The organism is Scytonema sp. UIC 10036 (assembly GCF_009725235.1).
This window is the reverse complement of the sequence record NZ_WJFC01000078.1, coordinates 39,727-56,594: the sequence shown is the minus strand read 5'-3', so window position 1 is coordinate 56,594 and position 16,868 is coordinate 39,727. Positions and strand designations below refer to the sequence as shown.

The window sequence follows — 16,868 nt, the reverse complement described above, 5'->3', positions numbered from 1 at the left end:
CAATAAAAATGATGTTCTAAAACTGAATAATGATATTACAGTTTCTTTTCTTGCAAAAAATGATAATATTTGCGGTTCGATAGATTATAATGAGGCTATTTTTAGTAGCGAAAATATTAAATTGGTAACTGATTACTACACAAATATAATAGATAGTATTCTGACTAATGATGATATTAAAATATCAGATATTGTTGTTTTGAGTGATTCTGACACACATAAAATTATCCAAGAATTTAACTACAAAATTAAACAATACCCAGTTGATATTACTATAAATGAGTTATTCGAGAAACAAGTATATAAAACTCCAAAGAATACAGCAGTAGTTGATGGACAAACAAAACTAACTTATCAAGAGTTAAATGAAAAAGCTAATCAATTAGCTGTAATGCTACGTCAATTAGGACTCGGTAAAGGTGAGTTTGTAGGCATATTTAAAGACCGTGATATAAATTTTCTTATTGCTATTCTGGCTATATATAAGGCAGGCGGTGCTTACGTACCGATTGATAGTACTTATCCGTCAAATCGAATTGAATATATGTTATCTAATAGCGAAGTTCAGTTTCTTTTAACTGATACTTCCTTATTAACTGTTTTGACAGAATTAATAGATAAATGCCCTCAATTAAAATCGGTTATTTGTTTAGACGAGGTTATTACCGAAAGTATACAACTGACTCATAAACAGGAATTAACAGTATACGATCAACTGGGTTTTGTTAACCTTCCCCAAGACAATCTAGAGCCAATAAACGATGCTAGCGACCCAGCTTATATGCTCTATACCTCTGGTTCTACAGGACTACCCAAGGGAGCAATAGTTAGACATGATGGTGCAGTTAATCACATTTATGCCCAGTTTGATGAGTTGAAATTGACCGAGGAATTTTGTTTTCTGCAAAGCGCCCCTTCTTCAACTGATATTTCGGTTTGGCAGTTTTTAGCACCGCTTTTAATTGGCGGAAGGACGGTAATAGTAGATATTGAAACTGTTGCGATTCCTGAGCAACTATTTAAAGTACTTAAATCAGAAGAAATAACAGTTGTTGAATTAGTACCAGCATTATTTGGCGGGTTGCTTGAACACACTTCGGGGATACCAAGTAACGAAAGAGAATTGCCGTCTTTAAAATGGATGATGGTTGTCGGGGAACCAGTATCGGTTAATTGGGTAAATAAGTGGCTGCAAATATATCCCGAAATCAAAATTGTTAACGCTTATGGTCCGACCGAAGCTGCTGATGATATTACCCAGTTTATCGTTGACAAGCCCTTGCCAGAAAACCAGCGAACTATTCCCATTGGCAAACCGCTCGCCAACTTAAATCTCTACATCCTGGATGAGCAAATGAAATTATTACCGATTGGTGCTCCAGGAGAGATTTGCGTATCGGGAATTGGTGTGGGTGCTGGCTACTGGAAAAATGAAGAAAAAACGAAATTAAGCTTTGTTGAGAATCCATTTGCAGATGCGAGTCAGAAGTTACCAGCAAATCGTGCTGATTTGATTTATAAAACAGGAGATTTAGGAAGATGGCTTCCCGATGGGAATATAGAATTTCTCGGACGTATTGACCATCAGGTGAAAATTCGTGGTTTTCGGGTTGAACTAGGAGAGATTGAGGCATTTTTGATTCAACACCAAGCTGTTAAGGAAACTGTAGTTGTAGTTAGAGAAGAGAATCCTGATGATAAACGCTTGGTGGCTTATGTTGTCCCTAAGTCTGAGTTTTGTCATGATGGCTCAACTAGTAGCGAACTGATCCAACAGCTACGTGATTTTCTTCAAGAAAAGCTACCAGGGCATATGGTACCTTCTGCGATTGTACAGCTAGAAGCATTGCCCCTAGCTCCTAGTGGAAAAATAAACCGCGCTGCATTACCTGTACCAAGTTACAATCAGGAGTCAAAACTAGGCTTTGTTGCACCTCGTACTCCGACAGAGCAGATAGTTGCTGATATTTGGGGTCAGGTATTAAAGCAAGAAAATATCGGAATTCACGATAATTTCTTTGATTTGGGTGGACATTCTTTACTGGCAACCCAGGCTATTTCCAGATTGCGGGAAGCTTTTAAGATTGAGTTACCTTTACGCAGTTTGTTTGAATCACCGACTGTTGCTCAATTGGTAGAAAATATCGAGAAGATGCTAACAGTTCAACAACTACAGCTTGTGCCAACGAATGGGTTAGACAGTGACCGTGAGGAGATAGAATTATGAAAACTACTAAGGAATTTTTGTCTTACCTATGCAGTTTGGATGTCAAGCTTTGGGTTGAAGATAATCGCTTACGCTGTAATGCGCCAAAGGATGTATTGACACCAGTTATAAAGAAAGAACTAGCTGAGCGCAAAGAAGATATTCTTACTTTTTTATGTAATAATAATGCAGCCTTTAGTTATGATAAGCAGGCTATTCCCCTAATACCACGGCAGGAAAATTTACCATTGTCATTTGCTCAACAACGGCTGTGGTTTTTAACTCAATTAGAACCAGATAGCCCGTTCTACAACATACCTGCTGCTGTTCGCCTACAGGGGCAGTTAAATGTAGAAGCATTACAACAAAGTTTTAACGAAATCGTAAGTCGCCACGAAGCACTGCGAACTAATTTTCAAACCAGAGAAGGACAAGCAGTAGCCGTTATCTCAGAAAAAAAGCCCATAACCCTGTCAATATTTGATATTAGTGACCTACCAGCGAACCGACAAAAAGCCGAAATTAAACAACAGGCATTCACAGAAGCACAACAACCCTTTGACTTGAAGGACGACCTGCTAGTGAGAGTAAAACTATTACGTCTTGGTGAACAAGAACACATTGTATTACTGACAATGCACCATATCGTCTCTGACGGTTGGTCAACGGGTGTATTAGTGCAGGAGTTGGTAACACTTTATCAAGCCTTCTGTAATGAACAACTCTCACCATTACCTCCACTGCCAATACAGTATGTAGACTTTGCTGCTTGGCAACGACAATGGCTGCAAGGAGAAGTACTCAAAACTCAGTTATCTTACTGGCTTAAGCAGTTAGAGAATGCGCCAAAAGTATTAGAGTTACCCACCGACTATCCCAGACCAGCAGTTCAGACATTTCGGGGTGCAACTTACTCATTTGAGTTATCAAAAGAACTATTTGTATCCCTGAATAAATTAAGCCAGCAGCAGGGAAGTACTCTATTTATGACGCTGTTAGCAGGTTTCCAAATACTTCTATGTCGTTATACAGGTCAACAAGATATTGTGGTCGGTTCACCCATTGCTAACCGCAACCGGGCGGATATAGAAGGGTTAATTGGTTTTTTTGTCAACACCCTGGTATTGCGAACTAACTTGGCAGGAAATCCCAGTTTTGAAGAGCTACTCAAACGGTTACGGGAAGTAGCATTAGGAGCTTATGCACATCAAGATTTTCCTTTTGAGTTGTTAGTTGAGCAATTGCAACCACAGCGAGATTTAAGCTATACGCCACTATTTCAAGTGATGTTTGTGCTTCAGAATGCGCCAATGTCTGCCTTAGAGTTGCCTGGTTTGACTTTAACTCAGTTAGAAAGTGATAGCGGTACTGCCCAGTGTGATTTAACTCTATCGATGACAGAAACAGAGCTAGGGTTAGTTGGAAGTTTTGAATACAATACTGATTTATTTGCTCAAAGTTCTATACAGAGAATGGTAGGTCACTTGCAAACTTTGCTGGAAGCAATTGTTGTAAATCCGCAGCAGCTTTTGTCAGATTTACCATTGTTGACAGAATTTGAGCAGCATCAATTACTGCGAGAGTGGAATCATACAGCTACTGATTACCATCAAGATAAATGTATCCATGAATTATTTGCAGCACAGATAGAGAAAACACCTGATGCAATAGCCGTGGTATTTGAAAACCAACAGTTAAGTTATCGGGAATTAAACCGACGAGCCAATCAATTGGCACACTACTTGCAACAGCTAGGAGTAAAACCAGAAGTATTGGTAGGGATTTGTGTAGAGCGATCGCTTTGTATGGTCATCGGACTATTAGCCATCCTCAAAGCAGGTGGTGCATATGTACCTATCGACCCTAACTATCCTCAAGAACGCATAGCTTTTATACTAAAAGATACCCAAGTGTCAGTTTTACTAACACAGCAGAACCTGATAGAGAATTTACCACAACATCAGACAAGGGTTGTTTGTCTAGATGCAGATTGGGAAAATTTTGCTCAACAAAGCTCACAAAACCCAATTAGTGAATCCACAACCGATAACCTAGCTTATATAATCTACACCTCTGGCTCAACAGGTCAACCCAAAGGTGTCTTAGTTAATCACAGCAATGTTGTTCGTCTATTTGCAGCAACTGAATCTTGGTATAACTTTAACCAGAATGATGTTTGGACACTATTTCATTCCATTGCCTTTGATTTTTCCGTTTGGGAAATTTGGGGAGCATTGCTTTATGGTGGACAGTTGATTGTAGTACCCTATTGGCTGAGTCGTTCGCCTGAAGACTTTTATCAATTGCTACTAACACAGCAAGTAACGATACTTAACCAGACACCTTCTGCTTTCCGTCAACTGATACAGGTAGAAGAATCGTTAGGAAATAGTAACAACTTAGCTCTACGCAAAGTTATTTTTGGTGGGGAAGCGTTGCAACTTGAAAGCTTAAGACCTTGGTTTGAGCGTCATGGCGACCAGTCACCACAGTTAATAAACATGTACGGTATTACAGAAACAACTGTACATGTGACGTATCGTCCGTTAACAATGGCAGACTTAGAAGTTACATCGGCAAGTTTAATAGGTCGTCCAATTGGTGACTTGCAAGTTTACTTACTAGATAGATATGGGCAGCCAGTACCTATCGGAGTTCCAGGTGAGATGTACATTAGTGGTGCTGGCGTGGTCAGGGGTTATTTAAATAGACCAACGCTAACTTCTGAAAGATTTATTCCTAATTGCTTTAGTGATAAATCCAATGCGCGTCTGTATAAATCTGGTGATTTAGCGCGATATTTACCCGATGGAGAGATTGAGTATTTAGGTCGTATTGATAACCAAGTAAAAATACGTGGTTTCCGAATTGAATTAGGAGAAATAGAGGCAATCATCAGCCAATACCCAGCAGTGCGAGAAACCGTGGTTATAGTTAGCGCAGAATCGGCAGATTCTCCACGAATAGTTGCCTATATAATTTCGCAAAAAGAACAAATGCTGGCGATTACCGAGCTACGTAGCTTTTTGGAGTCAAAGTTGCCAAACTACATGGTGCCAGCTACTTTTGTGACATTAGAAGCACTACCATTAACACCCAACGGTAAGGTTGACCGCAAAGCGCTACCTATGCCTAATACAGTACGTCCAGAATTGGAAGTAGTTTATCAGCCACCTCAAACCGAGATAGAAAAAATAATTGCCGATATTTGCCAGGAAGTACTCAATATTGAAAATGTGGGAATCTATGATAATTTCTTTGAACTGGGTGGTCATTCGCTGCTTTTAGTTCAGGTTCATAGTAAATTACAAAAAATATTCCAGAAAAATTTACTTTTGGTGGAAATGTTTCAACATCCTACCGTGAGTCACTTAGCTAGATATTTTAGCCAGGAATCAACAGAAGAAACATATTTTGTATCTCATCGTTCTGAAAGTAGGAAAGCTTCGAAACAACGTCGAAAACAAGCTAGACAAGAACATCGAGCAGCAACTAGGGAAAGAGAAATTTCGCCCCAATCCAGTGAATAAAATCTAGAAAATTAAAGTTTGCTCTCAAGTATATGAGCATCCAAACAATCATTACTTTGCTCTCCATCGACGATCAAAAAATACATTATTAGTTATTTAAGGAAGTTACATGACTTTAAGTGAAAAAGAAATTCTATCTAAACAGATTTTTTCTACATCAGAAAAAGTATTATCTACGGAAATTAGTGAGTATGTAAAACAAATATTTGCGCCTCTTCAAGGAAAATCAATTGAAACTCAAATAGATGAAATGGTTGAGGATTTCTCTCAAGATTTTTTAATTGCAGACAGTGCAAATACTAATGTTAACATTGAATGGATAATCAAAAATTTTGGTGATAGCAAAATACCTGCACAACCTACTAATTTTGAAAGCTATTTTCAATACTTAAATGAAAATGTTGTTGCTCATTCAATACACACATCTGCACCACAATTTATCGGTCATATGACCTCCGCACTTCCTGCTTTTGTGCGTCCTTTAGCCAAACTAATGACAGCAATGAATCAAAACGCTGTCAAAATAGAAACAGCTAAAGCCTTGAGCTTTTGCGAACGTGAGGCTTTAGCAATGATGCATCGGCAAATTTATAATTTATCCGATAATTTCTACGCCCAACATATTCAAAATAATCAAAGTACATTAGGAATTTTAGTTTCTGGTGGCACAACAGCGAATATTACTGCTTTGTGGTGCGCTCGAAATAAGTCTTTAGGTGCCAAGAATGAGTTTTTAGGTATAGAAAAAGAAGGTTTAAGCGCAGCTTTAAATTTTTACGGCTACAAAGGAGCAGTTGTAATTGGTTCCGAATTGATGCATTTCTCTTTTGATAAAGCTGCGGATTTAATGGGCATAAGTACTAAAAATTTGATGCGAGTCCCGGTAGATTCTAACAATCGAGTCAATATCAAAGCTTTACGTCAAGCCGTTGCAGATTGTCGCCAGCAAAACTTACATATCATAGCCGTTGTTGGTATTGCTGGAACTACAGATTCTGGTAGTATTGATCCGCTAGAAGATATAGCAGAGATTGCCCAAGAAAATAATATACATTTTCATGTGGATGCTGCTTGGGGTGGTCCGGTAATCTTTTCTCGAAAACATCAACATAAGCTTGCTGGCATTGAAAAAGCTGATTCAGTAACTATTGATGGACATAAACAATTGTATTTGCCCATGGGTATTGGTATGGTATTTTTCCGCGACCCTCATTTAGCTTCTTCAATTGAAAAGCAGGCTAGCTATACTATGCGTAAGGGATCATTTGATTTAGGTAAGCGTTCTTTAGAAGGTTCTCGACCAGGCATGGCTTTATTTTTACATGCAGGTCTAAAGCTAATTGGTCTTAATGGATATGAGTTTTTGATTGACGAAGGAATCCGCAAAACTCAATACATGGCTGCTCGGGTTTCAGCAATGTCTGAATTTGAATTATTGGCTGAACCTGATACTAATCTGTTAATTTATCGTTATATTCCAGAGCAATTTAGAGAAGGAGTTACAACCAAACAATTATCAGACATAGAGAATAGATTTATTAATAATTTTAATGAGCGTTTGCAGAAGATGCAGCGTCAAATTGGTAGAACTTTTATCTCACGAACAACAAAAACAAGTATCAGCTTGGATAAAGAAATTCCTGTAATAGCCATGCGTGCAGTCATTGCCAATCCATTAACTACTGAAGCAGATATTGACACAGTTTTAAATGACCAAATCCAGATTGCTTCAGAAATCTCAATTGCATATTGAGTGCTTTGATATTAGACAAAAAATATTTATGAACAAGTTTTGACCTATGGATATAGCAGAGAATTTTATTGATAGCTTAGATGATAGAGACGAAATCGCTATTATTGGGATGGCGGGTCGTTTTCCTGAAGCAAATAAAGTTGACAGCTTTTGGCAAAATCTGCTCTCTGGTGTGGAGTCAATTTCTTTCTTCACAGATGAGGAGCTAATATCTGCTGGGGTAGATTCTGAATTGCTAAAAAATCCTAATTATGTGAAGGCAAACGGTATATTAGAAAATATAGATTTATTTGATGCTTCTTTTTTTGGTTTTTCTCCCAGAGAAGCTGAAATTACAGACCCTCAACACCGACTTTTTCTAGAATGTGTTTGGGAAGCTTTAGAAAATGCTGGTTATAATTCGGAAATTTATAGTGGTCAAATAGGTCTTTTTGCTGGTGTTGCTGCGAGTTCCTACTTGCTTTCCAACTTATATCTCAATCGAAATCTGATGGAATCAGAAGATAGCTACCAAGTTTTGATTGGGAATGATAAAGATTTTTTACCTACCTTAGTTTCTTACAAATTAAACTTAAAAGGACCAAGTATTAATATTCAAACTGCTTGTTCCACATCATTGGTTGCTGTTCATTTAGCCTGTCAAAGTTTGCTTAATGGTGAAAGTGATATAGCTTTAGCTGGTGGTGTAACCGTTGGAGCGCAGCAAAAAACTGGTTACTATTATCAACAGGGAGGAATTCAATCTCCTGATGGTCATTGCCGAGCTTTTGACGCTCAAGCGCAGGGAACAGTTGGTGGCAATGGTTTAGGTGTGGTGGTTTTGAAAAGATTAGAGGATGCTATTGTTGATGGCGACTATATTTATGCAGTAATTAAGGGTTCAGCTGTTAATAATGATGGTTCTTTAAAGGTTGGATATACAGCCCCTAGTGTTGATGGTCAAAGAGGAGTTATTTTAGAGGCTTTAGCCTTAGCGGGCGTTGAGCCTGAGACTATTAGTTATGTAGAAACGCACGGTACAGGAACCATTTTAGGAGACCCGATTGAAATTAAGGCTCTCACACAAGCTTTTCGCGCTAGCACCAATAAAAAAGGATTTTGTGCGATTGGTTCAGTCAAAACCAATGTCGGACATTTGGATACAGCAGCGGGTGTGACAGGTTTAATCAAAACAGTCCTGGCATTAAAACATAAACAAATACCTCCCAGTTTGCATTTTGAAAAGCCAAATCCACAGATAGACTTCGCCAATAGCCCGTTTTACGTCAACACTAAACTTACTGAGTGGGAAAGCAACGGCACACCCCGCAGAGCAGGTGTGAGTTCCTTCGGTATTGGTGGAACTAATGCCCATGTCATATTAGAAGAAGCTCCAGCCATTAAAACTTCCGCTCCATCCCGTCCTTGGCAATTATTACTGCTCTCAGCCAAAACCAGCACCGCCTTAGAGACAGCAACAACTCAACTGCGCGATTATCTCGAACAAAATCCCAATACCCCCTTACCAGATGTAGCTTACACCCTACAAATCGGTCGGCGAGCTTTTGACTATCGCCGTATAATAATTTGCCACTCCCTTGATCATGCAATCAAATCCCTCAATCACCAAGACCGACAACGTATCTTTAGTCACCACCACAAACCAGGTCACTGTCCAGTCATCTTCATGTTTTCGGGACAAGGGTCACAATATGTAAACATGGGTCGAGAACTATATCAAGTAGAAGCAACATTTAAAAAACACGTAGATAATTGCGCTCTGATTTTACAACCCCACCTCGGACTTGATATCCGCTCCCTACTCTACCCCAACCCAGAAGAAGTAGAAACTGCTTCCAATCAACTCCAACAAACAGCCCTGACCCAACCAGCGTTATTTGTGATTGAATACGCCCTCGCTCAGTTATTCATGTCTTGGGGTGTACGTCCAGAGGCGATGATTGGTCATAGTATTGGTGAATATGTCGCAGCAACAATTGCAGGTGTATTTTCTTTAGAAGATGCCCTCAAAATTGTGGCAAAAAGGGGACAGTTAATGCAACAAGTACCCCCAGGAAATATGCTGGCAATTAGACTGCCAGAAAAAGAAGTGCAATTGCTGCTTTCTGGAAACGAGTTATATCGAGAATCTCTACAAATAGCAGTCATTAATAGCCCATCTTCCTGTGTCATATCGGGAACAAGCCAAGCAGTTGCAGCGCTGGAAAAACAATTATCTTCAATTGAAGTTGAATGTCGCCAGTTGCATACATCTCATGCGTTTCATTCGGTGATGATGTCACCGATATTGTCAGCATTTACTGAGGCGATTAAAACAGTCAAACTCAATCCACCCAAGCTCCGCTTTATTTCCAATGTCACTGGTAGTTGGATTAGTTCCCAACAAGCGACAAATCCGGATTATTGGTGTCAGCATCTACGACAAACAGTGAGATTTTCGGATGGGATATCGCAATTAATACAGCAGTTTGAAGGTGTGTTTCTGGAGGTAGGACCAGGGCGAACTTTAGGCACGTTAACGACACAGCATTTAGAGAAAGATGATAAACAACAGGTATTGACTTCATTACGCCATGTCAAAGAGCAACAATCGGATGTTAGCTTTTTATTACAAACATTGGGTCGGTTGTGGCTTTCTGGTGTAGAAATCGATTGGTCGGGCTTTTATGCTCATGAACAGCGTCATCGTTTACCTTTACCCACTTATCCTTTTGAACGTCAAAGGTACTGGATTGAGCCTAACAAGCAAGGGGAAAGCGAGCATCAATTATCACTAAGTAAAAAACCTGATATTGCTGACTGGTTTTATATTCCTTTTTGGAAACCCTCTTTACTCCCAGTACAAATAGAAAATCAAGAATTAGTATCTGATGAATCTTGTATTTTAGTGTTTATTGATGAGTGTGGTTTGGGTAGTAAATTAGTCAAAGAATTAGAAGTACACAATCAAAACATAATTACTGTTAAAATTGGTGAAGATTTTACCGTAATTAGTGAGTATGAATATACAATTGCTCCAGGCAGTAATCTGGATTATGATATTTTAATTCAAGAGCTTTACAAACAGAATAAGTTACCAAAATCAATTGTTCATCTATGGAGTATAACACCAAGTACAGAACAAGAACTAACAGTTGAAACAGTTGAGAAAGCTCAAACAACAGGATTTTATAGTCTTCTATTTCTAGCTCAGACTCTGGGAAAACAAGAAACTGCCGATGAATTACAAATCACAGTTATTTCTAACAACTTGCAGCCAGTCACTGGGAATGAAGAAATATATCCAGAGAAAGCCACTTTACTTGGACCGATTAAAGTTATTTCCCAAGAATATTCAAATATAAAATGTCGTAGTATTGATGTTATACTTCCAGAAAGTGACAGTTGGCAGGAAGCAAAACTTGTAGAGCAATTGCTGGTGGAACTGAAAGTTTCGGATTCGGAAAAACTTGTTGCTTATCGAGGTTTGAATCGTTGGGTACAATCTTTTGAACCTGTGCGGTTCGAGAAACCTAAAATTGAAAATCCTCGACTTAGAGAGAAAGGAGTCTATTTAATTACAGGTGGACTCGGAGGTATTGGGCTGGTTTTGGCAGAATACTTGGCGCAAACTGTACAAGCAAAATTAGTATTGGTGGGACGTTCTGCTTTACCCGAAAAAGACGAATGGGAACAATGGCTGGCTACCCATGACGAAACTGATGGCACTAGTCGTAAAATTCGTAAAGTTAAAGAATTAGAGAGTAATGGTGCAGAAGTTTTGATAATGAGTGCTGATGTCAGCAGTCTTGAACAAATGCAAAACGTCATTGCTCAAACTCAACAGAAATTTAGTCAAATTAATGGTGTTATTCATGCTGCTGGAGTTGTTCAAGGCGAATCTATTGAAGCGATTGAAAATCTAATTAAATCTGATTGTGAACAACAATTTAAACCAAAAGTACAAGGTGTTTTAGTACTAGAAAGTGTCTTAAAAAATCAAAATATAGATTTTTGTTTGTTGCTATCTTCCCTATCCTCTATCTTAGGAGGCTTAGGATTTTTTGCCTACTCAGCAGCTAATGTTTTTATGGATACTTTTGTGCATCGACACAATCAAATCTATCCAGCTTTATGGAGTAGTATCAGTTGGGATGGTTGGCAACTTGAGACAGCAAATGAAAAGGAAGAAAACACATCTGTAGGTGTAAATTTAACAGAATTAGCTCTGAAGCCGGAAGAAGGAGTAAAAGCTGTTAAACGAATTTTAACCCATAATAGATTCAATCATATAGTTGTTTCTACTGGAGAGCTTCAAGCTAGAATCAATCAATGGATTAATTTGGAATCATTGCAACAGCGGACAGAGAGTCAACAAACAAATTTATTACTACATTCCAGACCCGATTTATCAAATCCCTACGTAGTTCCTAGTAATGAAATCGAGCAAAAAATTGCCAATATCTGGCAAGAGCTTCTGGGAATAAAAAATGTAGGACTTTATGATAATTTTTTTGAATTAGGAGGAGATTCTCTATTAATCATCCAAGTTCGTAGTAAAATTTTTAAAGAATTAAATAAAAATTTATCGATTGCTGACTTGTTTGAATATTCAACTGTAAGTTCCTTGGCTGAATATATAGGTGGCAGACAAATTGAAGAGCCAATATTTCAGCAAGCTGATGAACGTGCCAGCAGGAAAGAAGCGGCTATGCTGGAAAGACGACAATTAATGAAACAAAGGAGAAAATAAATGTCTAATCAAGCAACGGACAATTCTCTTAAAGGCATAGCTGTAATTGGTCTGGTTGGTCGTTTTCCAGGAGCCAGAAATATTGGTGAGTTCTGGGAAAACGTATGCAAGGGACGGGAGTCTATTTCTTTCTTCAGTGATGAGGAATTAGAGGCTTCGGGGGTAGATCCAACATTGCTGAGTAATCCTAATTATGTAAAAGCTGGTGCAAATATTTCAGATATTGAGATGTTTGATGCCTCTTTCTTTGATTTTTCGCCAAGGGAAGCTGAAACCTTAGATCCTCAGCATCGTATTTTGATTGAATGTGCTTGGGAAGCATTGGAAAATGCTGGTTATGAGCCTGGAACTGGCAAAAACTTAACAGGTGTTTATGTGGGAACCGATATGAGTTCTTACTTTCTGAACAACTTAAGTTCCCACCCTGACCTCATTGAATCTATAGGACTCCCTATTATATATGGCAATAGTCAAGACTTTGCTGCCACAAGGGTTTCATATAAGTTGAATCTTAAAGGACCAAGCATTAATATTCAAACATCCTGCTCTACATCTTTGGTCGCAGTCCATTCAGCATGTCAAGGATTGCTAAACTACGAGTGCGACATGGCTTTAGCTGGTGGTATTTGTATTACATCCCTGCAAAAGGAAGGCTATTTCTATGAACAAGGGGGTATTACTTCTCCTGATGGTCACTGTCGCGCCTTTGATGCTAGTTCCCAAGGGACTATTTTCGGGGATGGCGTGGGTCTTGTCGTCCTCAAGAGACTAGAAGATGCTATTGATGATGGTGACTATATTCATGCAGTAATTAAAGGTTCAGCCATTAATAATGATGGTGCTGCAAAGGTCGGCTACACGGCTCCTAGTGTGGGTGGTCAAGCTGAGGTGATTGCCGAGGCTCAAGCGATCGCTGGGGTTACGCCTGAAACAATTACTTATATTGAAGCTCATGGAACTGGTACAGCCCTGGGAGATCCAATTGAAATTAGTGCCTTAAAAAAGGTATTTGCAGACCGCACCAAGAAAAAAGACTTTTGTGCGATTGGTTCAGTCAAAACCAATGTTGGGCATTTGAACACAGCAGCGGGTGTGACGGGATTAATCAAAACAGTCCTGGCATTAAAGCATAAACAAATACCTCCTAGCTTACACTTTGAAACACCTAACCCAGAGATAGACTTTGCCAATAGCCCGTTTTACGTCAACACTAAACTTACTGAGTGGAAAAGCAACGGCACACCCCGCAGAGCAGGTGTGAGTTCCTTCGGTATTGGTGGAACTAATGCCCATGTCATATTAGAAGAAGCTCCAGCCATTAAAACTTCCGCTCCATCCCGTCCTTGGCAATTATTACTGCTCTCAGCCAAAACCAGCACCGCCTTAGAGACAGCAACAACTCAACTGCGCGATTATCTCGAACAAAATCCCAATACCCCCTTACCAGATGTAGCTTACACCCTACAAATCGGTCGGCGAGCTTTTGACTATCGCCGTATAATAATTTGCCACTCCCTTGATCATGCAATCAAATCCCTCAATCACCAAGACCGACAACGTATCTTTAGTCACCACCACAAACCAGGTCACTGTCCAGTCATCTTCATGTTTTCGGGACAAGGGTCACAATATGTAAACATGGGTCGAGAACTATATCAAGTAGAAGCAACATTTAAAAAACACGTAGATAATTGCGCTCTGATTTTACAACCCCACCTCGGACTTGATATCCGCTCCCTACTCTACCCCAACCCAGAAGAAGTAGAAACTGCTTCCAATCAACTCCAACAAACAGCCCTGACCCAACCAGCGTTATTTGTGATTGAATACGCCCTCGCTCAGTTATTCATGTCTTGGGGTGTACGTCCAGAGGCGATGATTGGTCATAGTATTGGTGAATATGTCGCAGCAACAATTGCAGGTGTATTTTCTTTAGAAGATGCCCTCAAAATTGTGGCAAAAAGGGGACAGTTAATGCAACAAGTACCCCCAGGAAATATGCTGGCAATTAGACTGCCAGAAAAAGAAGTGCAATTGCTGCTTTCTGGAAACGAGTTATATCGAGAATCTCTACAAATAGCAGTCATTAATAGCCCATCTTCCTGTGTCATATCGGGAACAAGCCAAGCAGTTGCAGCGCTGGAAAAACAATTATCTTCAATTGAAGTTGAATGTCGCCAGTTGCATACATCTCATGCGTTTCATTCGGTGATGATGTCACCGATATTGTCAGCATTTACTGAGGCGATTAAAACAGTCAAACTCAATCCACCCAAGCTCCGCTTTATTTCCAATGTCACTGGTAGTTGGATTAGTTCCCAACAAGCGACAAATCCGGATTATTGGTGTCAGCATCTACGACAAACAGTGAGATTTTCAGATGGGATATTGCAATTAATACAGCAGCTTGAAGGTGTGTTTCTGGAAGTAGGACCAGGGCGAACTTTAGGCACGTTAACGACGCAGCATTTAGAGAAAGATGCTAAACAACAGGTATTGACTTCGTTACGCCATGTAAAAGAGCAACAATCTGATGTTAGCTTTTTATTACAAACATTGGGTCGATTGTGGCTTTCTGGTGTGGAAATAGATTGGTCGGGATTTTATACTCACGAACAGCGTCATCGTTTGCCTTTGCCTACTTATCCTTTTGAACGTCAAAGGTACTGGATTGATGCAAAATCGCCATCGCATTCTGTAAACATCAAACCGGCGACATTAGATAAAAAGCAAGATATTGCCGACTGGTTCTATGTTCCCTCATGGAAGCGTTCTTTACTGACTTATACATCATCCGAAGAAATAAAAGATACACATGAAGAAAAATGGCTATTTTTTGTTGATGATTTGGGAGTAGGGGAGCAACTAATTAATAAGTTAAGAAATCAGTGTAAAAGTATAATTATTGTTAAGCAAGGAGATGAGTTTAGTAAACTAAGTGAGGGAATCTATACAATTGCTCCATGTACAAATGAAGATTATGATAAATTCTTACAAGAACTAATATCTTTAGATAAAAGCCCCGAAAAAATTGTTTATCTATGGAGTTTAACTCATCTTGAGAACCGTCTCTCAGTAAAATATTTAGAATTTAAAAGTTTACTATTTTTAACCCAGAGCCTTAGTAAGTTAAAAATTAGCGATAGCCTACAACTTAGTGTGATATCGAACAACATTCAAGAGGTTAACGGGAATGAAGAATTAAATCCAGAAAAAGCTGCAATATTAAGTTTATGTAATGTAATTCCTCAAGAGTATCCCAATATTAGCTGTCAGTGCATTGATATTGCTTTAACTAACAGCATAAACTTAGAAGAAAGACAAGAAAATTGTGAGAGTCATATTATTGACAAGCTTCTGAATGAGTTAATCTCCGTATCTGAAGATACGGTAGTTGCTTATCGCGATCGCCATCGTTGGGTACAAATATTTGAGCCAGTTCATGCAGAGTCAATAGTTGAGGAAAAAATACCTTTAAGAAAACAAGGTGTTTACTTTTTCCCTGGTGGGTTAGAAACTATTGAGGTTGTGCTTGCAGAATATTTAACAAAAACTTTCCAAGCAAAACTCATATTTATTGAAGATGTTGAATTCCCAAAGCAAGATAATTTCTCACAATGGCTGGAAACTCATCCTCAAGATGATGAAGTGAGTCTCAAAATCCAGCAATTTTTAGCATTACAGAAATTAAGTGTAGAAATTTTGTTATTACGTGCCGATACTACGAATTACGAGCAGATGCATCAAGCTCTTGCATTTACAAATGTTGAACAAATTAATGGCGTAATTTATTCAACTGGTATCAAACGAGATCAACTATTTGCTTCTATTCCCGAAATTACTGGAGTAGAATTTGAAAATTCCTTAGAATCACAAAGTAGTAAAATTTTAGTTTTAGAAAAAGTATTAGAGGATTTTAATATAGATTTTTGTACCATTTTTTCTTCTTTGTCTTCCATTTTAGGAGGATTTGGGTTAGGCTTATATTCAGCAGCTAACCGATTTATCGATACTTTTAGCAATCGGCATAATCAAAAAACGTCTGTGCCGTGGTATATTATAAATTGGGATAAATTACAACCGAATGTAAGTCAGGAAGAAACAGCAGTCTCTGGAAGAGAATTAGTTATCACTCCAGTAGAAGCGGTAGAAGTATTTAAGCGGATGTTTTCCTTAAGGGAAGTAGCTCAAATTATTCTTTCTACAGTAGACATTAATGCAAGAAAAAATCATATAATTAGTCTAGACTCTCTGGCAAATTCAAAATCTACTAACCAATTAAATTCACCGTCGCGCTACTCTCGACCAAGCCTAAGTAATTCCTATGTTGCTCCCACAAATGAGTTGGAAGAACAAATTACAGAGATATGGCAAGAGGTACTTGGGATTACAGAAATCGGTATTTACGATAACTTCTATGAGTTAGGAGGGGACTCCCTAATTGCAACTCAATTAGTTTCTCGATTGCGAACCAAATTCCCCGTAGACTTACCATTGCGTAACCTGTTATTAGAAGCAATGATACCAATTAAGCAGGCAGAAATTATTGAGCAACTTCTGTTGGAAAAAGTCGAAAAACTATCAGAGGAAGAAGCAGCCATGCTTTTGTTTTCAGTTTACCCAAATACTTGACTTAAAGTTTTTCAT

General features: G+C 38.8%; 5 protein-coding genes. All 5 read left to right on the top strand.

The features are described from left to right. The coding region (locus F7734_RS30780; protein WP_155748367.1) for a non-ribosomal peptide synthetase at positions 1-2,227 on the top strand (2,227 nt) is incomplete at its 5' end. Next, entirely contained in the window at positions 2,224-5,736 is a 3,513-nt protein-coding gene (locus F7734_RS30775; RefSeq protein WP_155748366.1) for a non-ribosomal peptide synthetase, read from the top strand. The genes F7734_RS30780 and F7734_RS30775, both read left to right, overlap by 4 nt. A 109-nt stretch (positions 5,737-5,845) precedes the next feature. Next, entirely contained in the window at positions 5,846-7,489 is a 1,644-nt protein-coding gene (gene panP, locus F7734_RS30770) for a pyridoxal-dependent aspartate 1-decarboxylase PanP (protein ID WP_155748365.1), read from the top strand. 46 nt (positions 7,490-7,535) lie between these two features. After that, positions 7,536-12,221 carry a type I polyketide synthase gene (locus F7734_RS30765; RefSeq protein ID WP_155748364.1) on the top strand — a complete coding sequence of 1,562 codons (4,686 nt, stop codon included), beginning with the start codon at positions 7,536-7,538 and terminating at the stop codon, positions 12,219-12,221. Beyond that, entirely contained in the window at positions 12,222-16,853 is a 4,632-nt protein-coding gene (locus F7734_RS30760; protein WP_155748363.1) for a type I polyketide synthase, read from the top strand. It abuts the gene before it with no gap. Positions 16,854-16,868 lie beyond the last annotated feature (15 nt).

Excerpts from the sequence above, each read along its gene's own strand:
- F7734_RS30775 (WP_155748366.1), top strand. The coding sequence starts at position 2,224 with ATGAAAACTACTAAGGAATTTTTGTCTTACCTATGCAGTTTGGATGTC.
- panP (WP_155748365.1), top strand. The coding sequence starts at position 5,846 with ATGACTTTAAGTGAAAAAGAAATTCTATCTAAACAGATTTTTTCTACA.
- F7734_RS30765 (WP_155748364.1), top strand. The coding sequence starts at position 7,536 with ATGGATATAGCAGAGAATTTTATTGATAGCTTAGATGATAGAGACGAA.
- F7734_RS30760 (WP_155748363.1), top strand. The coding sequence starts at position 12,222 with ATGTCTAATCAAGCAACGGACAATTCTCTTAAAGGCATAGCTGTAATT.